General features: G+C 68.0%; 27 protein-coding genes and 1 riboswitch. Of the genes, 12 read left to right on the top strand and 15 right to left on the bottom strand.

What is annotated here, in order from left to right:
- Positions 1 to 7: 7 nt before the first annotated feature.
- Together OG394_RS19285 and rpmF are read right to left on the bottom strand one after the other, a co-directional pair.
- Complete coding sequence (locus tag OG394_RS19285) at positions 8 to 1,333, bottom strand: aminopeptidase C (protein WP_328988363.1); 1,326 nt, start codon at positions 1,331 to 1,333, stop codon at positions 8 to 10.
- An 84-nt stretch (positions 1,334 to 1,417) separates the two neighbouring features.
- A complete protein-coding gene (gene rpmF / locus OG394_RS19290) occupies positions 1,418 to 1,576 on the bottom strand; it encodes a 50S ribosomal protein L32 (protein ID WP_328988364.1) in 159 nt (52 codons plus the stop codon).
- A gap of 135 nt (positions 1,577 to 1,711) precedes the next feature.
- Between rpmF and rpsR the strand changes: the two genes are divergently transcribed.
- The gene (gene rpsR, locus OG394_RS19295) at positions 1,712 to 1,942 is read left to right on the top strand and encodes a 30S ribosomal protein S18 (RefSeq protein WP_328996848.1); all 231 of its coding nucleotides are present in this window, start codon (positions 1,712 to 1,714) and stop codon (positions 1,940 to 1,942) included.
- A gap of 141 nt (positions 1,943 to 2,083) precedes the next feature.
- Here the strand turns inward: rpsR and OG394_RS19300 are convergent, their stop codons facing one another.
- Together OG394_RS19300 and OG394_RS19305 are read right to left on the bottom strand one after the other, a co-directional pair.
- Complete coding sequence (locus OG394_RS19300; protein ID WP_328988365.1) at positions 2,084 to 2,731, bottom strand: response regulator transcription factor; 648 nt, start codon at positions 2,729 to 2,731, stop codon at positions 2,084 to 2,086.
- Positions 2,728 to 4,077: an ATP-binding protein gene (locus tag OG394_RS19305; RefSeq protein WP_328988366.1), complete on the bottom strand. Its 1,350-nt coding sequence runs from the start codon at positions 4,075 to 4,077 to the stop codon at positions 2,728 to 2,730. Before OG394_RS19305 ends, OG394_RS19300 begins: the two co-directional genes overlap by 4 nt.
- A gap of 216 nt (positions 4,078 to 4,293) precedes the next feature.
- Between OG394_RS19305 and OG394_RS19310 the strand changes: the two genes are divergently transcribed.
- The 5 genes from OG394_RS19310 to OG394_RS19330 all read left to right on the top strand — a co-directional run bounded on the left by OG394_RS19310 (position 4,294) and on the right by OG394_RS19330 (position 7,798).
- Complete coding sequence (locus OG394_RS19310) at positions 4,294 to 5,508, top strand: PspC domain-containing protein (protein ID WP_328988367.1); 1,215 nt, start codon at positions 4,294 to 4,296, stop codon at positions 5,506 to 5,508.
- The gene (locus OG394_RS19315; protein WP_328988368.1) at positions 5,505 to 5,714 is read left to right on the top strand and encodes a hypothetical protein; all 210 of its coding nucleotides are present in this window, start codon (positions 5,505 to 5,507) and stop codon (positions 5,712 to 5,714) included. The genes OG394_RS19310 and OG394_RS19315 overlap by 4 nt, the downstream gene beginning before the upstream one ends.
- Before the next feature lie 49 nt (positions 5,715 to 5,763).
- Positions 5,764 to 5,964: a cold-shock protein gene (locus tag OG394_RS19320; RefSeq protein ID WP_328988369.1), complete on the top strand. Its 201-nt coding sequence runs from the start codon at positions 5,764 to 5,766 to the stop codon at positions 5,962 to 5,964.
- 69 nt (positions 5,965 to 6,033) lie between these two features.
- Positions 6,034 to 7,182 (top strand): L-histidine N(alpha)-methyltransferase, encoded by a 1,149-nt coding sequence (locus tag OG394_RS19325; RefSeq protein ID WP_328988370.1) that lies wholly within the window; start codon positions 6,034 to 6,036, stop codon positions 7,180 to 7,182.
- 1 nt (position 7,183) lies between these two features.
- On the top strand, positions 7,184 to 7,798 hold the full coding sequence (locus OG394_RS19330; protein ID WP_328988371.1) for a hypothetical protein: 615 nt from the start codon (positions 7,184 to 7,186) through the stop codon (positions 7,796 to 7,798).
- Here OG394_RS19330 and OG394_RS19335 read toward each other — a convergent pair.
- Positions 7,770 to 8,792: an alcohol dehydrogenase catalytic domain-containing protein gene (locus tag OG394_RS19335; RefSeq protein ID WP_328988372.1), complete on the bottom strand. Its 1,023-nt coding sequence runs from the start codon at positions 8,790 to 8,792 to the stop codon at positions 7,770 to 7,772. The two genes, OG394_RS19330 and OG394_RS19335, sit on opposite strands and share 29 nt — an antisense overlap.
- A 106-nt stretch (positions 8,793 to 8,898) precedes the next feature.
- On the opposite strand from OG394_RS19335, the gene OG394_RS19340 reads away from it, so the two are divergent.
- Entirely contained in the window at positions 8,899 to 10,212 is a 1,314-nt protein-coding gene (locus OG394_RS19340; protein ID WP_328988373.1) for an FAD-binding oxidoreductase, read from the top strand.
- Positions 10,209 to 10,661, top strand: coding sequence for a VOC family protein (locus OG394_RS19345; RefSeq protein ID WP_328988374.1), 453 nt, complete (start codon positions 10,209 to 10,211; stop codon positions 10,659 to 10,661). The genes OG394_RS19340 and OG394_RS19345 overlap by 4 nt, the downstream gene beginning before the upstream one ends.
- On the opposite strand, the gene OG394_RS19350 is transcribed toward OG394_RS19345, so the two are convergent.
- The 3 genes from OG394_RS19350 to OG394_RS19360 form a co-directional block, all read right to left on the bottom strand.
- Positions 10,655 to 10,912: a hypothetical protein gene (locus OG394_RS19350; protein WP_328988375.1), complete on the bottom strand. Its 258-nt coding sequence runs from the start codon at positions 10,910 to 10,912 to the stop codon at positions 10,655 to 10,657. The genes OG394_RS19345 and OG394_RS19350 overlap by 7 nt on opposite strands.
- Before the next feature lie 956 nt (positions 10,913 to 11,868).
- A complete protein-coding gene (locus OG394_RS19355) occupies positions 11,869 to 12,807 on the bottom strand; it encodes a serine hydrolase (protein ID WP_328988376.1) in 939 nt (312 codons plus the stop codon).
- Positions 12,804 to 13,835, bottom strand: coding sequence for a LysR family transcriptional regulator (locus tag OG394_RS19360; protein WP_328988377.1), 1,032 nt, complete (start codon positions 13,833 to 13,835; stop codon positions 12,804 to 12,806). The genes OG394_RS19355 and OG394_RS19360 overlap by 4 nt, the downstream gene beginning before the upstream one ends.
- A 109-nt stretch (positions 13,836 to 13,944) precedes the next feature.
- Here OG394_RS19360 and bla point away from each other — a divergent pair, with 109 nt between their 5' ends.
- Entirely contained in the window at positions 13,945 to 14,910 is a 966-nt protein-coding gene (gene bla, locus OG394_RS19365; protein ID WP_328988378.1) for a class A beta-lactamase, read from the top strand.
- Between the two features lie 142 nt (positions 14,911 to 15,052).
- Here the strand turns inward: bla and OG394_RS19370 are convergent, their stop codons facing one another.
- From OG394_RS19370 to OG394_RS19385, 4 genes are all read right to left on the bottom strand, one after another.
- A complete protein-coding gene (locus tag OG394_RS19370) occupies positions 15,053 to 15,328 on the bottom strand; it encodes a MoaD/ThiS family protein (RefSeq protein WP_328988379.1) in 276 nt (91 codons plus the stop codon).
- Positions 15,325 to 16,593 carry a threonine synthase gene (gene thrC, locus OG394_RS19375; RefSeq protein ID WP_328988380.1) on the bottom strand — a complete coding sequence of 423 codons (1,269 nt, stop codon included), beginning with the start codon at positions 16,591 to 16,593 and terminating at the stop codon, positions 15,325 to 15,327. Before thrC ends, OG394_RS19370 begins: the two co-directional genes overlap by 4 nt.
- An 11-nt stretch (positions 16,594 to 16,604) precedes the next feature.
- Positions 16,605 to 16,745: riboswitch (SAM riboswitch) on the bottom strand.
- Positions 16,746 to 17,186: 441 nt separating this feature from the next.
- Positions 17,187 to 18,128, bottom strand: coding sequence for a hypothetical protein (locus tag OG394_RS19380; protein WP_328988381.1), 942 nt, complete (start codon positions 18,126 to 18,128; stop codon positions 17,187 to 17,189).
- A 66-nt stretch (positions 18,129 to 18,194) separates the two neighbouring features.
- Positions 18,195 to 19,148 carry a DNA-3-methyladenine glycosylase family protein gene (locus OG394_RS19385; RefSeq protein WP_328988382.1) on the bottom strand — a complete coding sequence of 318 codons (954 nt, stop codon included), beginning with the start codon at positions 19,146 to 19,148 and terminating at the stop codon, positions 18,195 to 18,197.
- A gap of 135 nt (positions 19,149 to 19,283) precedes the next feature.
- On the opposite strand from OG394_RS19385, the gene OG394_RS19390 reads away from it, so the two are divergent.
- Positions 19,284 to 19,727, top strand: a complete 444-nt coding sequence (locus OG394_RS19390; RefSeq protein WP_328988383.1) for a hypothetical protein — start codon at positions 19,284 to 19,286, stop codon at positions 19,725 to 19,727.
- Here the strand turns inward: OG394_RS19390 and otsB are convergent.
- Genes otsB through OG394_RS19405 form a run of 3 tightly spaced genes read right to left on the bottom strand, consistent with a single transcriptional unit; the run spans position 19,708 to position 21,379 of the window.
- Positions 19,708 to 20,544, bottom strand: a complete 837-nt coding sequence (gene otsB, locus OG394_RS19395) for a trehalose-phosphatase (protein ID WP_328988384.1) — start codon at positions 20,542 to 20,544, stop codon at positions 19,708 to 19,710. The two genes, OG394_RS19390 and otsB, sit on opposite strands and share 20 nt — an antisense overlap.
- Positions 20,541 to 21,068, bottom strand: a complete 528-nt coding sequence (locus tag OG394_RS19400) for a LytR C-terminal domain-containing protein (RefSeq protein ID WP_328988385.1) — start codon at positions 21,066 to 21,068, stop codon at positions 20,541 to 20,543. Before OG394_RS19400 ends, otsB begins: the two co-directional genes overlap by 4 nt.
- A gap of 8 nt (positions 21,069 to 21,076) precedes the next feature.
- Positions 21,077 to 21,379: a DUF3263 domain-containing protein gene (locus OG394_RS19405; protein ID WP_328988386.1), complete on the bottom strand. Its 303-nt coding sequence runs from the start codon at positions 21,377 to 21,379 to the stop codon at positions 21,077 to 21,079.
- A 351-nt stretch (positions 21,380 to 21,730) separates the two neighbouring features.
- Here OG394_RS19405 and OG394_RS19410 point away from each other — a divergent pair, with 351 nt between their 5' ends.
- Together OG394_RS19410 and OG394_RS19415 are read left to right on the top strand one after the other, a co-directional pair.
- Positions 21,731 to 23,167, top strand: a complete 1,437-nt coding sequence (locus tag OG394_RS19410) for an amidase (protein ID WP_328988387.1) — start codon at positions 21,731 to 21,733, stop codon at positions 23,165 to 23,167.
- Positions 23,158 to 24,147, top strand: coding sequence for a Gfo/Idh/MocA family protein (locus OG394_RS19415; protein ID WP_328988389.1), 990 nt, complete (start codon positions 23,158 to 23,160; stop codon positions 24,145 to 24,147). The genes OG394_RS19410 and OG394_RS19415 overlap by 10 nt, the downstream gene beginning before the upstream one ends.
- Positions 24,148 to 24,150 lie beyond the last annotated feature (3 nt).

A 24,150-nucleotide genomic window follows, 5' to 3' on the forward strand; every position in this document is an offset into this window, starting at 1 on the left:
AACAACGTCAGTCCGCGAGCGCACCCATCGGGTCCCACGCCGGCAGCACGATCGGCTCGTCGCCGAGACGCGCCTGCAGCTCGGCCGGCAGCGCCGAACGACGGACGGCGATCTCGAAGACGTGCTCACCGAACCACGAGTCGTTCATGGTCCAGAAGCCGCTGTCGGCCTTCTCGTCACCCCAGCTGTTCTCGACCCGCCAGCGGCGCGGCTCACCGTCGACCACGTCGACACCGGTGAACAGCATCGCGTGCGTCATCAGGGTCTCGTGGTGCAGCAGCCGCTCGGCCTTGTCCAGCTCGAACTTGGTGTCGTAGACGGCCTCGTAGTCGAACAGCGCCGCGTCCCAGTAGCCAAGGTCGGACGACATCTGCTTGCCGACGTCGCAGCCGAACCAGACCGGCTCGCCGCCGACGATCGCGTCCATCGCCAGCTGCTTGATCAGGTCCATCTCGACGTTCAGGTAGACCACCGGCGGCGCGTCGATGACGTTGCCGAGGTACTCCACGGTGAAGGTCCGGCCGGCCGGGCTCGACTCACGCGGGTCGTGCACGACGCAGACGTACTCCTCCAGCGGAATCGTCACGTACTTCTTCGCGAACTCGGTCGGCGTCATCCAGCCGTCGCGGTGGAAGCCCTTGTCGTTGTCCTTCCACTGCCACAGGAACTTCTGCGGCGGCGTGCCCAGGTGAATGCTCAGCACCCGGTGGACGACCGTCAGCACCTCCTGCTTGCGCGCCCGCTGCGCCTCGGCGTCACCGGCGAGTTTGCGCAGGTCGCGGGCGCCCTGACGCAACACCTTGCGCAGGGTTTCGTTCATGGCACTGGTGTTCGACGAGCTCTCGGTCTCCGGCATCGCGGTCTTCGGCACCAGGCCGTGCTTGTGCACGAGCGCGATGAACATGTTCCACTGGCCGCCGTCGCCGATCGGGTCGGACAGCAGATGCGCCACGGTCCGGTCGTCGACGTCGCGGTCGGAGGTCTCCAGAGCCGCCTCCAGGAAGAAGTTCGAACGTTCGAACTTGTCCCAGAAGAGCAGGTAGTTCTGTGAGAACTCGAAGTCCTTGACGTCCAGCTTCTGCGCCGCGCCGGTCCGCAGCAGGTTCAGTCCGGCGAAGAGCCAGCAGCGGCCGCTCTTCTTCTGGTTGGTGACCTTCCAGTCGTCCAGCAGGTTCGACACCGAATGGTCGAGACCGGTGACGATCCGGCGGTCGAGGGCGATCTCGTTGACGGGCGTCTGCGTGACGGCGTTCTGCATCACCCGGTACGAGGGCTGGGCCGCGAACTCCTTCTCGAAGAGTTCCAGCTGTTCGGCTGTGAGGTTGCGCTCCATGAAAGTCGACGGTATCTCAGCACCAAAGGGCTTTGCGTACCTGACGGAGTGGCGCATCCGTGCCAATGCCTAAGTTCGCCACCTTCAGATCAGGCCGCGCTGGTACGCGCGCACCAGCGCACGCGGCACCCGGAGCTGTTCACCGTCCACCGTGATCGGGACCAGATCGACCGGCGTCGCCTTCCACTGGGCCCGCCGTTTGCGGGTGTTGGAACGCGACATCTTGCGCTTCGGAACGGCCACGGCGATCTCCTCGACTTGCCTCAGGGATGACGATCACCGATGCTAGATGAAAACGACTTTCAACACCAGCAACGGGTACGACGTACGCCTGGCGCGGGCGACGTACGCCGGAAAGGTCCCACCGTGGCACGACGCATCCCGCCGGCCGGCAATCGCAAACCGAAGCCGAACCCCCTGATCCGCGACGGCATCGAGTACGTCGACTACAAGGACACCGCGCTGTTGCGGAAGTTCATCTCCGATCGCGGCAAGATCCGCTCCCGCCGGGTCACCGGTCTGACCGTGCAGCAGCAGAAGCAGGTCGCCCGCGCGATCAAGAACGCCCGCGAAATGGCACTCCTGCCATACACCTCGACCACCCGCTAGCCCGAAGAGCCTTTGCGCCCCAGGGCAAACCCCCTGGGCATGCATTCATTCGTCGGAATCCGCCCTCTCAACCAAAGCGGACCAGTACAGGGCGGCGGCGGGGAGAGGGCGGATTCCGACGAATGAATGCAAAGGCGGCAGTTAGACGAGGCGGCGGTCGGTGGCCCAGCGGGTTAGTTCGTGGCGGTTGGAGAGTTGGAGTTTGCGGAGGACGCTTGAGACGTGGGTCTCGACGGTCTTGACCGAGATGAAGAGTTCGCGGGCGACCTCTTTGTAGGCGTAGCCGCGGGCGATCAGGCGCAGTACCTCGCGCTCGCGCTGGGACAACCGGTCCAGGTCCTCGTCGACCGAGGCGATGTCGATGGCGCCGGAGAAGGCGTCCAGGACGAAGCCGGCCAGGCGGGGTGAGAAGACGGCGTCGCCGTCGGCGACCCGGCCGATGGCGTCGACCAGTTCGGTACCGCTGATGTTCTTGGTGACGTAACCGCGGGCGCCGGCCCGAATCACGCCGATCACGTCCTCGGCGGCGTCGGAGACCGACAGCGCGAGGAACTTCACCTCGGGATGACGCTGGTGGACCTGCTTCATCACCTCGGTACCACCACCGCCGGGCAGGTGGACGTCGAGCAGGACGACGTCGGGCTCGCCGGCCACGATCGCCTTCACCGCCGAGTCGACGTCGGCCCCCTCGCCCACGATGTCGACCGAGGCGCCGATCTCGCTGCGCACACCGGCCCGGAACATGTCGTGATCGTCGACCACGACGACTCGCCTCTGCACGCCGCTCATCTGTCCATCTCCAGTCGTACTTCGGTTCCCGTATCCGGATTCGACCGCACGGTAGCGCGGCCGCCGTGCCGTTCCATCCGGCCCATCACACTGTGCCGCAGCCCGAGCCGGTCCTCGGGCACCTGCTCAGGGTCGAATCCCTTGCCCCGATCGCGGACGAAGATCTCCGCCCGGTCGCCGTCGACCTCCACGAACACGTCGATCTTGTCCGCGCCGGAGTGCTTGGCCGCGTTCACCATCGACTCGCGCGCCGCCCGCACCATCGACGACACCCCGTCGGTCAGCTCGCAGTCCCCGACCGTGACGACCTCGATCGGTACGCCGTGGGCGTCCTCGACCTCGGCCGCGGCCCGTTTCACCGCTGCCGAGAGCGTCTTGTCGCTGTCGTCGGTTTCGTCGTACAGCCAGGAACGCAAGTCCCGCTCCTGGGCCCGGGCCAATCGGGCGACGGCCTTCGGATCGTTCGCCTGCTTCTGGATCAGCGCGAGCGTCTGCAGCACCGAGTCGTGCAGGTGCGCGGCCATATCGGCTCGCTCCTGGGTCCGGATGCGCTCGCTGCGCTCGTTCGTCAGGTCGCGGCTCAGGCCGTGGATCCAGGGCCCGGCGATCAGGCCGACGCCGACGATGGCCAGCAGTAGCGCGACGAGGACGTCGCCGAGCATCGAGAGCTTGCCGACCTGGACGAGGTACAACGTGACAGCGCCCGCGATCAGGAGCACGCCGACGGTCAGCCGCATGATCGGGCCGAACCCACGCTTGCCGAGCAGCAGCCCGAGGAACGGCAGTCGCGGATAGACCTTCGACCACTCGTTGCGCTGGTTGTCGTCCGCCTGCCGCCAGATCAGCGCGAGACCGGTGCCCGCGATCACCATCGGCCAGAAGAGCTTGCCCGCGATACCGAGGCCCATCACCTGCAAGAGCAGCAGCATGCCCGCGCCGAACACGATCATCGCCGCGGGCTGACCCTTGTTCGAGGTCTTGCCGGACGGCGGCGGCTTCGGCTGCTCCGTACGGAGGCCGAACTTGGTGGCCGCGTCCAGCCCGGGCGCGGCCGGACCCGGCGGCGGCGCCAGCGGCATCAGGAACCACAACGTCGCGTAGATGAGGACGCCGAACCCACCGAAGACCGTGACCAGGACGAACGTCAGCCGGACCGCGTGCGCCGAGATGCCGAGGTGGTCCGCGATACCGCCCGCGACGCCGCCGATATAGCGGTCCGTCGTACGCCGGTACGCGCGCCGAACCGCCGGCGGGTCCTCCACCGGCGGCACACGTGGCGCCTCCTGCGCGGCGGCGGGACCCGGGGGACCCTCCGACTGCGCTGCGGCGTGGGCTGGTTGTGTCATCCCCACGATCGTCACACGCCGGGCGGGCCGAAACCAGCGGGCACCCCCGGAGCGGCACCTCAACCGCGGGCGCGCGCGAGTCAGGGTCGAGACGGGGTCATCCCCGAGGCAACCTGGCCGATCGACCGGGCGAGCAGGGCCGACCGAGGTCAGCCGGGGTCGCGAGAGGGTCATCCCCGATGTCACAGCGGGTGGATAGGCGACACTATCGATGTCATGGAGCAGAACTCGAGTGGCCGCGGACCGGCCGGAGGTTTCGACCCGCAGCGGCTGCGCGAGGTGCAGAACTGGCGCCGCAGCCGGTCGGATCGCCTCGTCGCCGGTGTGTGCAGCGGGATCGGCCGCGCGCTGGACATCGACCCGGTCCTGATCCGGGTCGTGATCGGCGTGCTGATCGTGCTCGGCCCCGGTCTGCCGTTGTACCTGGCCGCCTGGCTGCTGATGCCCCAGGACGGTACGGATCGCTCGGTCGCGCAGGACGTGCTCGGCGATCGCGTCCGCACCGACCACCCGTGGCTGTGGCCGACGGTGATCGGTATCGGTGTCTTCATCGCGATCGGGATCGCGTCGTCGGTCGACTCGGGCCCGTTCAAACTCGGCCCCATCGTCGTCATCGGCGTGATCTGGTACGTCTTCTTCTACAAGAAAAAGGGCGCTCGCCAGTCCCCCGTGCCGCCGACAACGCCTCCAGCCGCTCCGGTGCGACCGCAGGACAGCCAGCGCCCCCAGGACACCACTCGTACGTCGGTGCAGCCCGTCTGGACCGAGGACGACCCGCTAGGCCTGTACGTCGACGAAGCGCCCGCGCCACGCCCGGCCCAACCCGCCGTACGGGCGAATCCGGGTCTGCGGATCGTCAAGCCGTTGGTGTTGTCCGCCACCCTGCTCGCGATCGCCATCGCCTGGATCGCGCAGGCGTCGTTGCCGTTGATGCTGGCGATCGGACTGGCCACGCTCGGCCTCGGCATGCTCGTGGGCGGGTTCGCCGGCAAGACGCTCGGGCTGTTGCCGGTCGGCATCCTGCTGGCCGTTGGCGTCGCCGCGACGCAGGTCTTCCCGACCGTGCCGCGGGTGCGCGACCTGAACTACGTGGCATCGCCGGAGACCCCGATCACGGCGACCACGCCGGCGTTCCAGGTCGACGCCGGCAGCATCCGGATCGACTTGACCAAGGCGAAATTCGAGAAGGGCGCCAAGATCTCCGCGAGCGGTAAGGCCGGGGAGATCGTCGTACAACTGCCGAAGAATGTGGACGTGACGGGCGTCGGACAGGTCAAGATGGGCCACGTGCAAGCCTTCGATCGCGACAAGGGCGGCTACCAGGCCGAGCTGACGTTTTCCGATCTCGGCGCCGACAAGGTGGCCGGGCCCGACTCGGTCGAGCTCGATCTCGATCTCACCACCGGCAGCATTGTGGTGGAGCGGCCATGAGCGACCTGCAGAAGAAGCCCTGTTCCACTCGTCCCTTCAGGCCGGATGCCGCCGGGGTGATCGCGGGCGCGTTGCTGGCCGGAGCCGCCGGGTTGTGGATGTTCGTCCGGTACGGCGTACTCAACGGCGGGAACCTCGGAGTCGGCGTGGCCCTGCTGGTGGTCGTTGCCGGTGTCATCGGGTTGGGCGCCTCCAGCCGGAGCTGACTGTTCTAAGCTCTACGTATCCGGTTTTCGATCGGCAACGGGAGTTTCGATGGTGCGCGGCACCGTGAAGTGGTTCAACGCGGACAAGGGCTACGGCTTCCTCGCGGTCGACGGCCAGGACGACGTGTTCGTCCACTGGAGCAAGATCGTCTCCGACGGCTACAAGACCCTCGACGACGGCCAGCTGGTCGAGTTCGAGGTGGTGGACGGGCCGAAGGGGCGCGAGGCGCAGGACGTCAAGCCGATCTGATTCGGCGCGCGCTGACACGGCGTTGCCGATACCCTGACCCGACACAGTCCGTGAGGGTGAGGGGTGGTTGTGAGCGAGCCGGTCCACGTGATCCGGAACCTCGAGAAGGCGCTGGCCGACGACGACTTCGCCTGGTCGCTGCTACTCGTCGGTGAGGACCAGACCGACAAACTGGCCGCGCTCACGAGCGATCTGCGCGCCGGTCATTCCGAGACGGGTGACGGTAAGCAGATCAGTTCGGGCTTCTCCTATTGGGGAATCGGCCCGACGATCGCGTGGGCGCATGCCGTCAGCGACCCGTTCTACCTGGTGATGAAGGCGGGCGCGGAGTCGTTCGTCCGGCATTGGCAGAAGATCCGGCCGCATGTCGCGAAGGACGGTTTCCACTTCGTCAGTCTCGGCGTCGGCACCGGCCAGAAGGACCGGGTCATCCTCGAGGATCTGCGCGCGGCGAAACCCGACCTGTTCTACATCCCGGTCGACATGAGCTCGGAGATGCTCCGCCTCGGCACGCAGGAGCCCGTCCGTGGGATCCGCTTCCCGATGACGCAGGTGCTGCCGGTGCAGCTCGACTTCTCCCTCGTCGACAACATGGAAGAGCTCGGCCAGATGCTGGCGCGGCTCGTCGGCGACGACCCGCTGCTCTATACGCTGACCGGTAACACGCTGGCCAACTTCGACAGTGACGAGGATGTTCTCGACACGATCGCCAGCGTGCTCCGGCCGCAGGACCGATTGCTGCTCGAGGTCGCGACCACCACCCAGATCAACGAGGACGCGGCGAAGGCGGCCGCCGACGAGTACCACCGGACCCGGGCGTTCACCGAGTTCGTCACCAGCGCCCTGCGGTACAACACCGATCTCCCCATCGACCTGGCGATGGTCGAGTTCCGCGGCTCCGTCACCGAAGACGGGGACGCGTTGCTGGTGAAGGTCCTGTTCACCACCGACGAGCCGCTGGTGATGGGACTGCCCGACCACACCGACGTCGTGCTCGAACCGGGCGACACGATCCGGCTCTACACCACCCGGAAGTTCTCGGCCGAGCGGCTGGACCGGCTGGTGGCGGCCTGCGATCTCACCCTGGTCGAGAACGCGCACTCCCCGTTCCGCCGGACCCGCCGCCCCTCGCCGTTCGGGCTGGATTTGTTGCTGTTGGCCCCTAAGAGCGCGCAGGCGAGCCGGCGGACCATCGCCGACGAGATGTGGGCGCGTTGACTTGCTGACGGACAGCGGCGTACGGCGAACCGTGGTCACGGTCGTCACGTATGGCCTGCTGGCCGTCGCGTTCGGCCTCGGCGTGGTGTGGTTCTTCTGGCCGGACAACAGCCGCTGGGAGCCGGCGGTCAACTCGCTCACCCTGGTGGCGGGTCTGACCGGCATCTTCGTCGAACGGCTGACCAGCGAGGCCGAGCGGCGTAGCGAGATCCTGCGGGCGGTTCGCGACGAGCTCGAGGAGAACCAGCGCCTGCTCGCCGACGAGCGCTTCACCGCGACGAACGGGCGGAGGCGGCAGATCTATCCGCGGTTGGTCATTTCCGCGGTCGACTCGGCGCTCGTCTCCGGAATTCTGGCCCGCCAGCGCGAAGCGGCCCTGGCCGATCAGTTGCACCGTTGGCGCGACACGGTGAACGAGCTCAACCGGCGTCTTGACCTGACTGAGCTCCGGACCTTCTCGGAGTCGATCTCGGACGAGGAGCTCGAGGGGTTCCAGCGCGCACTCCAAGATCCGGACAGCTATCTGGCCGCTACCCGCGAACGCCTCACCAGCCTGATGCTGACGCTGGCGGTTAAAGGGCCGGCGCTCAAGGCGTCCAGGGGTGGATCACGGTAACGCCGGGGGTCGCCTTGGGCGTGGGTAAGGCGGCTAGGGCCGCTGGGACTTCGGCGAGGCCGATGGTGCGGGTGACGAGGTCGGCGGGTTTGAGCGTGCCGTCCGCGACCAGGTCCAGCATCTCGGGATAGGCGTGCGCGGCCATGCCGTGGCTGCCGAGCCATTGCAACTCCTGGCCGATCAACCGCGACACATCGAGCTGTACGCCGTCCGGCAACAGGCCTACCTGAAGGTGACGGCCTCGCGGGCGAAGGCTGCGCAAGGCGTCCTGCACGAGCTGGTTCGAGCCGAGCGCGTCCATCGTCACGTCCGCACCGCCGCCGGTGATCTCCACCAATCGGTCCGCCGAGTCGAGGACGTGGGCGGCGCCGTACGTGGTGGCGAGGGCAAGCGCCGCGGGGTTGGTGTCGACGGCGAAGACCTCGGCACCGAGCGCGGCCGCGATCATCACCGCGGAGAGCCCGACGCCACCGCAACCGAAGACGACGACCTTCTCCCCCGGCTGGACCCGGCCGACCTGATGGACGGCCCGGTACGACGTAGCGAACCGGCAACCGAGGCCCGCCGCGGTGTCGAAGTCGACGTCCTCCGGCAGCCGGACGAGATTGACCTCCGCGAACGGCAACGCGACGTACTCCGCGAACGAACCCCAATAGTTGAAGCCCGGCTGAAGCTGGTTCGGGCAGACCTGGTGGTTGCCCTCGAGGCACTCGCGACATTCGCCGCAGGCACAGATGAACGGCGTCGTGACCCGATCGCCGATGGCCCAATCGGTAACCCCCGGGCCGATCGCGGCGATCGTCCCGGCCAACTCGTGCCCCGGCACATGCGGCAACACGATGTCCGGGTCGTGGCCTTGCCAGGCGTGCCAATCGCTCCGGCACAACCCGGTCGCCTCGACCTTCAGCACCACGCCGCCATCGGACACTGCCGGGTCCGGAACGTCCGCCACCACGGGCGCCACGCCGTACTCCTCGATCAAGATCGCACGCATCGGGCCATCCTCACCGACAGCCCTTTCTTAGACAACGACCGGATGACTCCGTGGCGTTTTACAGTGGCCATTCCTTGGGGCGGCGTTCACGACGGAGGTAGTGCGCATGGCGGGCATCGAGTTCTTGCGGCCGGGTGACGAGGGGTACGACGAGTCGCGGCGGGTGTGGAACGCCATGGTGGATCGTCGGCCGGCGTTGATCGCCCGTTGCCGGGAGACCCAGGACGTCGTGGCCGCGATCGCGTTGGCTCGTCGCGAGGGTTTGGAGATCGGCGTACGTTGCGGCGGGCATAGCGTGGTCGGGCTGGCGGTGCCCGAGGGTGGGCTGATGATCGACCTGACCCCGATGGGCGCGGTCCGCGTCGACGTGGAACGGCGACGGGCGTGGGTTCAAGGTGGCGCTCTGCTGGGCGCGCTCGACGCGGCCACTCAACCCCACGGGCTGGCCACGACGGCCGGCAACGTCTCGCATACCGGGGTCGGCGGTCTCACCCTGGGTGGCGGGATGGGCTGGCTCGCCCGGGAGTACGGCTTGTCGTGCGACAACGTGCTGTCGTGCGAGGTGGTGACCGCGGCCGGCGACGTCGTCCGCGCTTCGGCGGAGGAGAACGCCGAGCTGTTCTGGGGATTGCGTGGTGGTGGCGGGAACTTCGGCGTGGTGACGGAGTTCGAGTTCCAGCTGCACGAAACCGGTACGCGGGCACTTAGCGTTGAGCTGGAATTCCCGATCGCGGACGGGGTTGCGGATGCCGCGTCGGCGATGGGCCGCTGGCGCGACTTGGCCGCGACCGCGCCCCGCAGCGCGACGTACGCCGCGTCGGTGATGCGCGGCGTCGTGACCCTCGGCTTCGTTTGGGTCGGCGATCCGGCGGAGGGTCGGGAGCACGCCCGGGCCCTTGAGACGCTCGGCCGGCCAAGCGAGCGGCGAGTGGTGGAGCTGTCGTACCTCGACCTCCAGCGCCGCGAGGACAGCATCGAGGGGCACGCCATCCGCCGCTACTGGAAGGGACACTACTTCCACGAACTCACCGACAGCGCGATCGACGTACTCCTCAAGCACGACCCGTCCGTGGGCGCCAGCCTCCAGGCGTACGGCGGGGCGATCGCGGAGGTGCCGGACGACGCCATGGCGTTCAGCCAGCGCGCGACCGCCTTCGAGTACGTCGGCGCCGCCCGCTGGACGGACCCGGCCGAGGACGCGACCCGGATCGCGACCGCCCGGGAAAGCGCGGCCGGGCTGGAGCCGTTCGCGAGCGGCGCGTACGTCAACGTGCTCGGCGACGACGGCGTGGCCGGCGTCCGACGCGCCTACCCGCCCGCGAAGCTGGCCCGGCTGACCGCGCTCAAGGACGCCGTCGACCCGGACAACCTCTTCCACCTCAACCAGAACATCCCGCCAAGCACGGCGGCCCACTCGTGAGGACGCTGTTCGTCGCCTACCGCGTCTCCGACCTCGAACGGTCGCTCGCCTTCTACACCGCGCTGGGGTACGTCGAACTCGGCCGAGTCGCATTCGACGACGGCGGCCGCCTCGCCCTCCTCAGCTTCCCCGAGGAGCCAGTTGCCACGCTCGAGCTGGTCTACCGCCCCAACGCCGGCCCGGTCGACGTCGGCGGCTTCGACCACCTGGCGATCCAGACCGACGACCTCGCGGAGACGCTAGCGACGCTGACCGGCCGCGGCCTGATCCCAGGCCCGACCGAGCTGCCGGGCGGCCCCGACGGACCGCAGATCACCTGGCTCGAGGATCCGGACGGCTACCAGATCGAGCTCGTCGAATGGCCACCCGGCCACTCATACGGCCTGACCGCAGCCGACTTCGCCAACGCCCCTAGCGATCCCGGCAAGGAGGCGTCACCGGATCAGTAGCGGAGGGCCTCGAAGGCGGTCCGGGCGGCGGCACCGATGGCGAGGTCGATGTCTTGGGCGATGTCGGCGACCTCGGCGGCGCCGTACGTGGTGGCGAGGGTTTGTTGACCATGCGCGGCGAACCGCCGGCTGCGGTCAGGGATGTGGTCGCGGCTGCGGGCAGCCGGCCAGCAGCTCGGGAACTCGGGACTGGGCAGAAACCCAATCGGACAGGTCGCTGTCGATGAACCTGACGATGGTGAGAGCGTCACCGTAGAGGGCGGTCAGCGGCTGGTTCCAGATTCGCTCGTGGTGAGCGAGTCGGTTGCGGAACTCGTGAAGCCGGACAACAGGCGCCTCGATGGTCTCGCGACGCCGGTCGGGACTGTTCGGGAATGCACGGGCGATGTCTGGCCACAGACGTAGTGGCGTAGCGCCGGGCGAACAAGAACCGCCAGAACCCAAAGCTCAGCTCGGCGATGAGTTGTCCATCACTGACTGGCTTGCCCTTACGCTGCAGCCGGTCGCAGGCCTTGTCGATGTCCTGACGTGCCTTGTAGTCGAGATCGCGTAGGGAGGTGTCCAGCCAAGAGCCTGCCCGACCGAGCCGATGGTTCCGGTGTGCGAGTCGACCAGCCACTCTGTTGCGTAGCACGACCTCAAGATGTCCGATCGTTTCCCACATCGCCCCCGAGGTCTCGACGTTCCATTGGTAGAACACCAATGCCCCCTCTACATCGCCGCCGCAACTGCTCACGTAGGCGGCGAATCGCGGGTCGCCGAAGTGTTGGCTGCCAGCGCTCGCGACCAATCGCTGCAAGTCTGAGCTGTTCATCGAACCTCACCTCCAATGTGGCAACGTGGTAATGTTGTTTGCGAAGACCCCGGAACGGTCCCTGGTAGCTCTCACGAGCAGGCCACACCGCCGGGGTTTTGACTTTGGGACACGGGCGGGACTCCCCGAACTACGACTTGAATCGACGCCTCGGGATGCACGATGGGCCGGCGGTCGTCATCCTTCGCGCAAATTCAGGCGCTCTGCGCTTTCCCGGTGTGTCGAACCAGTTCCGAGGCCCAGCGTCTCGAGCGGAGATAGCCCAAACCCTTCATCCCTTGGCTTCTCGGCGACTTCGCCGACGACCCACCGGCCGGGGTTTGCGGTCGCCTCGACTCGCGCGAAGCTTACCCAGCGTCACCTTCTCATCGCAAAACGTCCGCGGGTACCCGATCAGGTGCGGAGGGCTTCGAAGGCGGTGCGGGCGGCGGAGCCGATGGCTAGGTCGATGTCGTGGGCTATGTCGGCTCGGCGTTGGGAGCGGGTGAGGGCGGCGATGGCGATGCGGTCGCCGGAGTCGGACGTGATGACGCCGATTTCGTGGCGGAGGTGGAGGAAGGTGCCGGTTTTGCCGCTGACTCGGACGGTGTCGAGTTGAAGGTCACTTGAGAGTCGGTGCTTGAAGAGTTGCATGCCCATCAGGCGACGTAGCTCGGCGGTGGCACTCGGCTGGGAGATGCGGTCGAGCCAGATCCGTTGCAGTAGGTCGACCAGGGCTCGGGCGGTACCGGCGTTCGCATGAGCCGGGTCGAGGGTCTCGATCGAGTAGAGGCCGACGGCGTCATCGCGGATCGCGAGCTCCATGGCGAGCCCGAAGTCGTCGCCGGCGACTCCCGCGACGCATTCGTACATCCGTTGCAGCCGATGGCGGAGGCGGACGCCGTCGCATCCCCATTCGCGCAGGCGTGCGTCGATCGTCTGTACGTCGACGAGGTCGAGCAATGCGTCCGCGCTGGCGTTGTCGCTGACGGTCAGCATCTGGTGCAGCAGATCGCCGACCGCGATCGTCACCGGATGCCGGAACGCGGCCACGCCGGTCGGGCCGACGCTCTTGGTCTCCGGGTCGATCGTGACGGGCGTCGCCGGATCGAGTACGCCGGTCGCGATCTCGTCCAGCACGACCAACGCGAGGGGGACCTTCGCGACCGAGGCGAGCGGTACGGCGTTGTCGACGTCGAACCCGAATTCGGCAGTGGTGTCGAGATTCTGGGCCAGCAGGTGGCCGGTCGCGCCGACCTGCTGCCATTGGGTGTGGATCGCCTCGGCAACGGCCAGCAGGTCCGCCGTACTCGCGACGTACGCCGGCTGGCGGTAGGTCGTCGGTGTTGTCATCCGTGGGCCGCCAATCGGGCGCGTTGGTCTGGTTCGTCGGCTCGGTTCGTCGTGCCAGGCTTCGCGTCGGGTTTCGTGCCTTGCCTCGCGCCCTGGCTCGTGTCATGCCTCGTGTCGTGCTGGGCGTAGGGCGCTGCCGACTGGCTGCCGATCGCCTCCGCGAGCAGGGGCTCGAGCCAGTCGAGGACGAGTGGGTTGCCGACTCGCCGGGTGGCCACCGCTAGCTCGTAGCCCCGGTGGAGCGTCGGGTCTGCCAAGGCGGACCACGCCAAGTTGTACCGCAGGGCGAGCGGTTCGGCGCAGAGCAACAACGCATCACCCGCGAGCGTCTCGGCGACTGCGCTGGCGACCGACGCGACGTCGCGAACGCGTCCCTCGGGCAGCCCCGCACGCGCGGCGGCCTTGCGGAAGCGCTCGGCCGCGAAGCCGATCCCGTCCTCGCCGGTGAGCAGGATCGCCGGCGCAGCTGCGGGCCCAGCACCTCGCCGGGGCCGCAGGCTTTCCAAGTGCACCGATCGCCGTCCGAATGACCCGGTCAACGGCTTGGCGGCTGCCAGGCCAAGCGGTACGTCGTACGCCGCCGCCTCGGGTGGTACCCGCAGCAGCGCGACCGCCAGCGAGCCGTCCGCGAGGCCGACCGCCCGGTCGTCGGCGGACAACTCGTGCACGCCGATCGTGATGCCGCGGTCGGCGCCGGCGCGGATCACGCGGGCCAGGGCGGCCGGATCGCAGTCGGGCGGTACGCCGAGGGCGTGCGCGGTCGAGGCCAGCGCGGTGCGGGCCATTTGATGGAGGTGGTCGACGCGGCTCAGCACGTCCTTCGCATGCGGCAGCAACTGGATGCCGAGATCGGTGCTGGTGATCTGCCGTCGGGAACGGTCGAAGAGATCGCCGCCGAGATGCTGCTCGAGGATCTTGATCCGCCGACTCAGCACCGGCTGCGGAATGTGCAGCACGTCGGCGGCCGCGGAAAAGCTGCCTTCCTCCGTGATCACGACGTACGCCTCGAGATGGGCGAGCAGGTCCATCGGCTACTTATATCAAAAAGCTATCGGAGCATGCTCCATATCGCTTGGACATGAGCCAAGGCGCGCTGATTGGCTCGGCACGATCCGACACCGTCGAAACGGAGTGCGAATGAAGCGCGAGATCTCCCGCCGTTCCCTGCTGGGCACCGGCCTGGCCGTCTCCACCACCGGCCTCCTGGCCGGCAGCACGCTCACTGGTCTGCCCGCTACCGCGACGCCGCCGAACGAGAACGACGCGACTCGATCCGCCGATGCGGCGGCGTCGGCCCAGACGTACGGGGCTGCCTATGAAGAGCTCCGCAAGTTGGAGCGGGAGCACGGCGCCCGGCTCGGCGTCTACGCGACGAACACCCTGACTGGCGCGACCATCGCTTATCGGGCGGACGAGCGGTTCGCGTTGTGCTCGACGTTCAAGCTGCTCGCGGCCGCGGCGATCTTGCGCGATCGGGACTGCGATGGGGAGTTCCTCGACCGGGTCATCCACTACACCAAGAAGGATCTGGTGGTGAACTCGCCGATCACCGAGAAGCACGTCGGCAAGGGCATGCGGGTCGCGGACCTGTGCCACGCCGCGATTTGCTACAGCGACAACACGGCGGGGAATCTGCTGTTGCGCCAGATCGGCGGGCCGTACGGCATCACGAGGTTCTGCCGGTCGATGGGTGACCTGTACACGCGGCTCGACCGGTACGAGATCGAGCTCAACACGGCCATCCCCGGCGACGTACGGGATACCACGACGCCCGGCTCGATGGGCGCCAACCTCCGCCGACTGGTCCTCGGCAATGCGCTCACGCCCGCCGATCGCGATCAGCTGACGGCGTGGCTGAAGGCCAACACCACCAGCAAGAAGCGGTTCGGCGCGGGCCTCCCGGCAGGGTGGACGCTCGCCGACAAGACAGGCTCAGGCGACTACGGCACCGCGAACGATGTCGGCGTCACGTGGACGACTGCCGGTACGCCGCTTGTCCTGGCGGTCTACACCACCAAGCCCGCACAAGACGCGATCTGGGACGACGCCCTAGTCGCCAACACGGCCCGCCTCCTCGCCAAAACCCTGGCGCCGGGCGAGTAGCCGCCACAAGCATGCGTTCATTCGTCGGAATCCGCCCCCTGCCGCCGCGGACCCTGTACTGGTCCGCTGTGCTGAGGGGGGCGGATTCCGACGAATGAACGCTAGGGGATGAGCGGGATCCGCGAAGCGTGGGTGGGCGGGGTCAGCCGCCGGCGACGGCGGGGATGATGGAGACCTGGCCACCGTCCTTGATGGACGTCTGCAGGCCTTCGGCGAAGCGGACGTCGTCGTTGTCGACGTAGATGTTGACGAATCGCCGCAGCTCGCCCGCGTCGTCGAGCACCCGGGACTTGATCCCCGGGTACGACACGTCGAGCGACTCGAGCACCTCGCTCAGGTTCGAGCCCTCTACCGAGACCTCGGAGACGCCCTGGGTGTAGGCCCGCAGGATGGTCGGAACGCGCACACTCACACTCACTGCAGACCTGCCTTCACAAAAGCGTCGTACGTCGCGGGAATGGTGACCTTCGGGCCGACCCGGTCGGCGACGGCGTCGAGCGTCTTCAGCCCGTCGCCGGAGTTGATGATGACGGTCTCGGCCTCGGGATCGAGCTGACCGGTCTCGATCAGCTTCTTCAGCGTCGCGACCGTTACCCCGCCCGCGGTCTCGCCGAAGATGCCCTCGGTCCGGGCCAGCAGCTGGATCCCCTCGATGACCTCTTCGTCCGTGACGTCCTCGATCGCGCCACCAGTACGGCGGGCCACGTCGAGCACGTACGGCCCGTCGGCCGGGTTACCGATCGCCAGCGACTTCGCGATGGTGTCGGGCTTGACCGGCTTGACCACGTCGTGGCCGTCGCGGAAGGCCTGCGCGACCGGGGAACAGCCCGTCGCCTGCGCGCCGTACACCTTGTATTCGGCGGCGTCGACGAGACCGAGCTTCTGCAGTTCGGTGAAACCCTTGTCGATCTTGGTGAGCTGCGAACCCGAGGCGACCGGTACGACGATTTGCTGCGGCAGGCGCCAGCCGAGCTGCTCGGCGATCTCGAAGGCGAGCGTCTTCGAACCCTCGGAGTAGTACGGCCGGACGTTGACGTTGACGAAGGCCCAGCCCTCTTCCTCGCCGGCGATCTCGGAGGCCAGCTTGTTCACGTCGTCGTAGTTACCGTCAACGGCGACCAGCGTGCCGCCGTACACCGCGGTGGTGATGATCTTCGGCCGCTCGAGGTCGCTCGGGATGAACACGACCGAGCGGATGCCGGCCCGGGCCGCCGCGGCGGCGACGGCGTTGGCCAGGTTGCCGGTGGAGGGACAGGCGAAGACGGTCAGCCCGAGCTCACGGGTGGCGCTCAGGGCGGTCGCGACGACCCGGTCCTTGAAGGAGTGGGTCGGGTTGCCCGAGTCGTCCTTCACCCAGAGGGTCTTCAGGCCGAGCTCGCGAGCCAGGTTGTCGGCCTTGACCAGGCGGGTGAAACCGGGCTCGGTATTCGGGAAGCTCGCCACATCGGTCGGCACCGGCAGCAGCGGCTGGTAACGCCAGATGTTCTTGGGTCCGGCCTCGATCTGCTCGCGGGTCACCGTGCCGTAGGAGTACCCGACTTCGAGCGGACCGAAGCACTCCATACAGGCGTAGAACGGGCCGAGCGGGGATTGCGCGCCACAAGCCCGGCAGCTCAGATGCGTGGCATTGCCGAAGGCGCCTTCGCGGATCGTGTGTGTCGCGGGAGCGGTGGTCAGGCTCATGCGGAGTTCCCTCCTCATCTTCCCCGCATCCGGATCTCGGCACGGGACGGATTTGGCACCGTTCCACCGCGTCGGTCTCCGGATCGAGACGTCAACGGGGAGGGTTGCCGGGACTTCAACGGGCCGTTTCCCTCAGTCCCTCTGGATGAGCACGACCGAGATTACCCAACCCATCCCACATTCCGTCCCCCAGTCCCACCATCCGAGACGCCAAATCTCACGCGCCCCCTTCCCTCCCGGGCACGCCGCGTATCCCGTTCATCGGGTCCTTGTGACGCGGCGTGTCGGCGTTCATCGGTCCCTTGTGACCAAATGCGAGTCAAGGAAACGGTGTTTCAGCAGAGCGAAAACACTGTTTCAGCATGCCCGCGACAGCCGTGCTCAAAGAGTCCGACGACCCGCCGCCGCATGGTCAGAAGGGACCGATGAACGCCGACACGCCGCGTCACAAGGGCCCGATGACACGCCGGGGTTTGGTCAGAAGAGACCGATCAAGGCCGACACGCCGCGTCAGAAGGGACCGATGAAGCCAGGCACGGTGTGTCGTGAAGCCAGGCGCGAGGTGTCGCAAAAACGGCCGAGGGGCGGGTGGGCTAGGGGCCGCAGGTTTTTTGGGTGGGCTTTAGAAGGAGGGACTTCGGTGGGCGTTGGACCGATACCGGTGTGCGCCAGTTCGAGTACGTGATCGTCACGGTCATCGCGTCGATCGTGGCCAAGCCGTCGGTGGTGAAGCCCTGCTTCGTACGTTGCAGTACGCCGGCCAACGGCTTGCCGGCGATGGTGACCTTCTCCACACCGGCCGGGCCGACCCGGAAGCGTGCGGGGATCCGGCCGGTCAGGGATTCGGGCCGCTTCAGCTTGCCCATCACGCCAGAGCCGAACAACGCGACCGCGGGCAGTACGTCGACCGAACCGGTGAGCTCATCGCCCTCGCCACCTGACGCCGCCCCGGACATCAGGGTCTCCATATTCGCGGCGGGCATGGTCGCCTCGCCCTTGGCCTCCAACCCGGCCGCCGCGAACACCTCATCCGCCGTCTGGGCCATCCAGCAGTGCCGCATTTTCACGGGCCACATCGGCACGTTCAGGTAGCTGTTCTGTTTGATCACGCGGATCCGGAAAACGGCACCGTTCGCCGTTCCCAATTGGGTGGCAAAGGTACCGGTCCCGGTATTCGTCATGACGCCCTCTGAACTGCGGGTGCTGATCCGGTAGCGCCCGTCGAGCCGGGTCGTGAGGACGCCGTCGCTCTGCGCGTCGACCACGAGCGACTGCACGAAGCGAGCAGTGTCGGCCTTGACCTGTGCGCGCTGGGCCACCTTCAACTTGGCCGCGGCCGCCTGCGCCGACAGGCGCGCGGGCTTCGGCGGCGCGGCCGAGGTCCCGGGCGAAGGGGTGGTCTGGGCAGATTGGGTGGTCAGGGCGTCGAAGGGCGTGGGGGCGCCGCCGTTCGGCTGGTTGCTGCCGCAGGCGGTGAGTAGACCGGCCGATATTGCGAGTACGGCGGTCAGCGCGATGCGTGGTCGGCGGTTCACCGGCGGAGCGTAGAGGTTAACGGGCCCGATCGGCTACGGCGGCCGGGCAAATTGCAGGAAGTGACATCAGCGCAATCGGTGTGTCGCGCCAGGGGTGTGCCTGGGCAGACTCATTCGCGGGCCGTAGCGGGGATGACCAGGGCCGGAGAGTTCTAGGAGGCGCTGGACGCGGTAGCGGTGGCCTCGGTAGGGCTCGATGAGTTCGGCGGTGGCGTCGTCGTCGAGTTCTTCGCCGGTCAGGGCGTACGAGACGTTGCGCGAGACGTGGTAGTCGGCGAAGGAGAAGGCGTCCGCGTCGCCGTGCGCGCGTTGTCGTACCTCCGCGGCAGTCCAAACACCGACGCCCGGCAATGACCGCAGGGCCCGCTCAACGTCGGAGGCGGAAGCCATTGTCAAAGTACGTTCGAGCGCCTTGGCCCGAGTAGCCGCCGTGATCACGACGCGAGACCGTCGACCATCAACGCCCGCGCGCAACCACATCCACGACGGGATCAACCGCCACTGCTCCGGCGTCGGCGGCACCCACAGCGCCTCCGAAGCAGCAGAGCCCGGTGCCGGTTCGCCGTACGTCTTCACCAGCACACGCCAAGCCCGGAAGGCTTCTTTGCCCGTGACGACCTGTTCGATACCGGCGGCGGCCATCGCCTCGAAAACGGCCCGGGTGCGAGGGACGCGGAAGTACGCGAACCGGCGGGCCGCCTGGGCCAGCACGTCATGCCGCGGCTCGAACCCGTCCCAGCTGTCGGCATCACCCAGCAGCTCGGGCACACCGTCCAACGCCCAGGCCGCGCCGGGCCCCCAGGCCTCCGCCTCGATCTCCCCCAGTGCGCCGTACGGCGTGAGGCGGAGCAGGACCGGGCCGTCCGGCGCCCGCGTCGCGCGCCAGACCGTGCGGGTATCGCGGTCGAACCGGTAGGTCGGATCGCCCGCACCCCGTCGCAACGACCCGATCAGCAGCTGCGGGTCGACCGGCCGCCCCGGCACCCACCGCCGCGTCATCGAAGCCATCACCGAAGTCACGTGCCCAGTCTGCACTGCCGCACCGACAACCCGACGCCTGCACTGTCCCACCGACGACCCGCCGTCTGCACTGCCGCACCGACAACCCGCCGCCGAGCACGCGACAAGGCTCGCCGCCCGGCTCATACTCGAAAGATGACGGGGTGGCAGCGCTTCAAGCTGGTGGTGAACTTCCTCAATCTCAGTACGCTCGCCGGGCTGCTGGTGATGCTGATCGGGCGGGCGCAGTTCAGCCTGGGACCGCGCGGGCTGTTCTACGCGACCGGGTACAAGCTGGGCTTCCCGATCGCCGGCGCCTTCACGATCGGCAACGTGGTGCTGACCAAACACGAGCGGGCGTATTTCGACAACAGCCCGGACCTGGTGAAGCACGAGGAGCGCCACTCCTGGCAGTACTTCTGGCTGATCGGCCTGCCAATGCTCCCGTTGTACGGCATCGGCGCCTGCTGGTCGCTACTGCGCACGGGCGATCCCGCCTCGCGCAACCCGTTCGAGCGACTCGCCGGCCTGGCCGACGGCGGCTACCACGAACGCCAACCCCGCTCGCTGTTGAAAGCGTTCAGCCGCGGGCGGCAATAGCGTCCGCAAGCGCGATGAAGACGGTGACCACGCCGGCCGGATCATCCACCACGATGTCGGCCGCCTCGATCAACTCCGCCGCGCCGGACGAACGAGCCGCCACCAGTACGGCGTTGAGCCCATCCGCCCGCATGGCGTCGATCGCGGCGAACGCGGCCAGGTCGCCCAGGTCGTCCCCGGCGTACAGCACCGAGCGCGCACCGGTCTCGCCCACCAGTCGGCGCAACGCCACACCCTTATCCACGCCCGGCGGTCGCAGCTCAAGCACGAGATTGCCCGGTTCAAGCCGAAGCCCGACCCCCTCGGCCAACCCGCCAAGCGGCCCGCGCAACTCCTGGAATGCCTCGTCCGGCGCATCCATCCGCCGGGTATGGACAGCGAGCGACGCGCCCTTGTCCTCGATGAAGGCGTCGGGATGTCCCAACGAGGCCAGCAACTCGGGCAACCGCGCCCGGGCCGTCTCGACCCCGGCCGGAACCGGGTCGCTGGTCACCGAACCAGTCGTCGCGTCCCACCGCTCAAGCCCGTAATGCCCAAGCACCACAAGCGATCCCAGACCGCCGTGAGCCGTTGCACCCGACAGCTCGGTGGCCACGAGCGCGGGTCTGCCGGTGACGATCGCGACCTGCCGTAGCGACCGGCTCAACCGGGCCAGGGCATCCAGCGCGCCCTCGGTCGGGCGCGACATCGCGGGGTCGGAGACGAGCGGCGAGAGCGTGCCATCGAAGTCGGTGCCCAATACGGCGGAACCCGGGTCGGCGATGATCGCCTCCCAGCCGGTCCGCCCGGCGACCGTCTTCAGCTCGGGTGTGCTCATCGACCGAGGTAGTCCGCGGTGAGGATCACGGTCAGCCGGTCGGCCTTCATGTTCTCGAGGGCGTCCTTGATCCGGGGGATGGCCAGGGACGTCGCCAGCTGCTGGGCCTCGGCCTGCATCCCCGGCGGGAAGTAGACCGTGCTGGTGACGATCTTGCCCTTCCAGTTGTCGGCGCCGACGACCTTCCAGCCTTCAGCCCGGGCACGCTCGGCGACCTGCTCGGCCAGACCCTTGCGACGAGTGTTGTTGTAGACCTCGACGGGCGGACGCTTGTCGACCGGAACACTCGCGGTCGGAGTCGGCGACGGCGTGCTGGCGGCCTTGATCGGAGGCGTGACGGACACGGTCGCCGTACTCACCGCAGTGGAAGGTGCGGGCGGCGGTTTGGCGGCACTCTCGGTGCCGCGGGTGCCGAAAAGGAAGAGCAGTCCCGCCACGATCGCCACCACCGCGGCGACCGCGACCAGGGACGAGAGGACCTGACCCCGCTGGTCGCGGGTGCGGGAACCACCGGCCGGTGCCATGAGTTCGCTCAGACTTCGATCCCGAGACGGCGCGCCGAGCGGGCCCGCTGGCGGGCGGCCCGCAGGCGGCGCAGGCGCTTGACCAGCAACGGGTCGTGCGCGAGGGCTTCCGGGCGGTCGATCAACGCGTTCAGGACCTGGTAGTACCGGGTGGCGGACATCTGGAACTGGTCCCGGATGGCCTGCTCTTTGGCGCCGGCGTACTTCCACCAGTGGCGCTCGAAACCCAGGATAGCGCCGTCGCGCTCGGACAGGCCCTCGATGGCCTGCTGAGCTGCGGTGTCGGCGGCTGCTGCGTTCGCGCTGTCCATCGGCTGGTGACTCCCGTGTGCGGTCGGTGATCGTCCGTCCGCGCCCCACTGTACGTGCTGAACAACAGCGATGTCATTCACCACGGTCCCCGGGCGCAACGTGTCCAAGTGCCCTGCGTCGGAGGTTCCTTGAGTGATTGCGGTGTCCAGGTGCGTGCATCGCGGTGCTGGAGGAGCGTCCTCGATGCGGAGCATCGTGGATGGTCCACCAGCGCCGTGAGGTGCGTGCCTGGGCGCCGCAAGCGCCAAGGAACCTCCGACGCAGGGCACTAAGCATGCCGGATGGCGCCGACAGTTTTGGTGACACCGTGTCTCCGGGGCTGGCCGTGTGACTCTGGCAGGATCGTTGGTGTGACCGCGACCCGACCGTTCCCCGCCTCGTCCGACCGGGTCGGTGCGAGCGCTCAAGTCGAGGCGTTGCAGGCCCGGCTGGAGGAGATCGACCCCCTGGTCCGAGCGGTCTGTACGCCGAATCCGGCCGCGCGCGCCGACGCCGCCCGGCTCGACGAGGAGTACGCCGCGGGCCGCGCCCGGAGCCCGCTCCACGGCGTCCCGGTGCTGGTCAAGGACAACATCGACACCGCGGGCCTTCCCACCACCGCCGGCTCGAACGCCCTCGCGAGCCAACCGCCGCCGGCGTACGACGCTCCCCTGGTCCAGCGCCTGCGCGCCGCGGGTTGCCTCATCCTCGGCAAGACCAACCTCAGCGAATGGGCCAACTTCCGCGGCGCGAGCTCGACCTCCGGCTGGAGCGCGTACGGCGGCCTGACCCGCAACCCGTACGCGTTGAACCGGTCCGCGGGCGGTTCCTCCAGCGGCTCGGGCGCGGCGGTCGCGGCCGGATTGGCCGAGCTGGCCATCGGCACCGAGACGAACGGGTCGATCGTCTGCCCGGCCGCCCTGAACGGGGTCGTCGGCATCAAACCCACCGTCGGGTTGATCCCGCAGCAGGGCATCGTCCCGATCTCGCACTCCCAGGACACCGCGGGCCCGATGGCGAGAACCGTCCGGGCTGCCGCGACTCTCCTTTCCGTGCTCGCAACAAACGGTGGGAGCGGCATCGACTACGCCGCCGTCTGTGTAGATGACGGGCTCGCCGGCAAGCGCATCGGCGTACCGAGAGGCAGTGCGTGGGGCTACTCCCGCGGGCTCGACCGCGTCAGCGAGCAAGCCCTCGCGCTGCTCTCCCGCGCGGGCGCCACCATCGTGGACGGGCTGAGCCTGCCGACGCCGAGCCAGGACGAGCAATTACTAGTGCCCTGCCACGAGCTCAAGACCGGCATGGCGGCCTATCTCGCCACCCGCGCCGAGGGCGGACCGCGCACGCTCGCGGACCTCATCGCCTACAACCGGGCGCACGCCGACACGGAACTGCGGCACTTCGGCCAGGAGTTGTTCGAGCAGTCCGAACAGACCAAGGGCCTGGACGATCCGGCGTACGTCGCGGCCAGGATGTCGGGCCTGCGGACCGGCCGCGACGGCATCGACAACCTGCTCAAGGAGCACGAGCTCGACGCCCTCGTGATGCCCGCCTACTCGCCGGCTTGGACGATCGATCTCGTCAACGGTGACAACGTCCTGGGCAGCTCGTCGACGCACGCGGCGCTGGCCGGTTATCCCCTGGTCTGCGTGCCGTCCGGTCTGGTCGAGGGCCTCCCGGTCGGCCTGCTCTTCAGCGGTACGGCGGGCAGCGACGCCACGCTGATCCAGCTCGCGCACGCCTTCGAGACGATCCGCGTCGCCACGCACGGCCCCTTCCCACTACCGGAGTTCAGACCATGGACGTAGTCCGCTGGGGCATCGTTGCCACTGGCAACATCTCGGGATCCTTCACGAAGGACCTCGCGCTACTGCCGGACGCCGAGGTGACCGCGGTCGCGTCCCGGTCGATGGCCGCCGCGGACCGGTTCGCCGAGACGCACGGCATCGCCCAGCGCTTCGACGACTATCGCGCGCTGATCGACTCGAAGGCCGTCGACGTGCTCTACATCGGTACGCCGCATCCGCAGCACTACGCGGTCGCCCGGGCCGCGCTCGACGCCGGCATCGCCGTACTGTGCGAGAAACCGATCACGCTCAACGCCCGGCAGGGCCGCGATCTGGTCGAGCTGTCGCGTCGTACCGGCACGTTGTTCGCCGAGGCGATGTGGATGCGGACGGATCCCGTCATCCAGGCGTACTTCGAGGACCTCCGCAGCGGCGTGATCGGCGAACCGTTGCAGGTGCTCGCGGACTTCGGCTTCTTCAAACCGCAACTACCCGAGCGGCTGCTGCGGCCGGACCTCGGCGGCGGCGCGCTACTCGATCTCGGCATCTACCCGGCGACCTTCGCGTACATGGTGCTGGGCAAGCCCGAGGCGATGACGGCGATGGCCCAGCTGAGCGACGAGGGTGTGGATCTGGTCACATCGATGATCTGGAAATACCCGGCCGCGATGGCCTCGCTGACCTGCGGGATGACCGCGCAACTGCCCTGGATCGCCTCCGTGAGTGGGGCTGAGGGCAGTCTGATGCTGCCGGGACGCTGGCATCACCCGGACCACTACGTGCGCCGTACGGCGGCGGGTGACGAGCAGATCGCCGTACCGAAGAGTGGACTTGGGTACCACTACGAGGCAGCCGAGGTGATGAGATCGCTACGGGCCGGGTTGTTCGAATGCCCGGCGTTCCCGCACGACGAGACCATCGACATCCTCGAACTGCTCGACGAGGCCCGCAGACAGACCGGGGTCGTTTACCCCGGCGACGACGAATATCTGGGTGGATGACAC

The sequence above is a fragment of the Kribbella sp. NBC_01245 genome (genome assembly GCF_036226525.1).
Lineage (GTDB): Bacteria > Actinomycetota > Actinomycetes > Propionibacteriales > Kribbellaceae > Kribbella.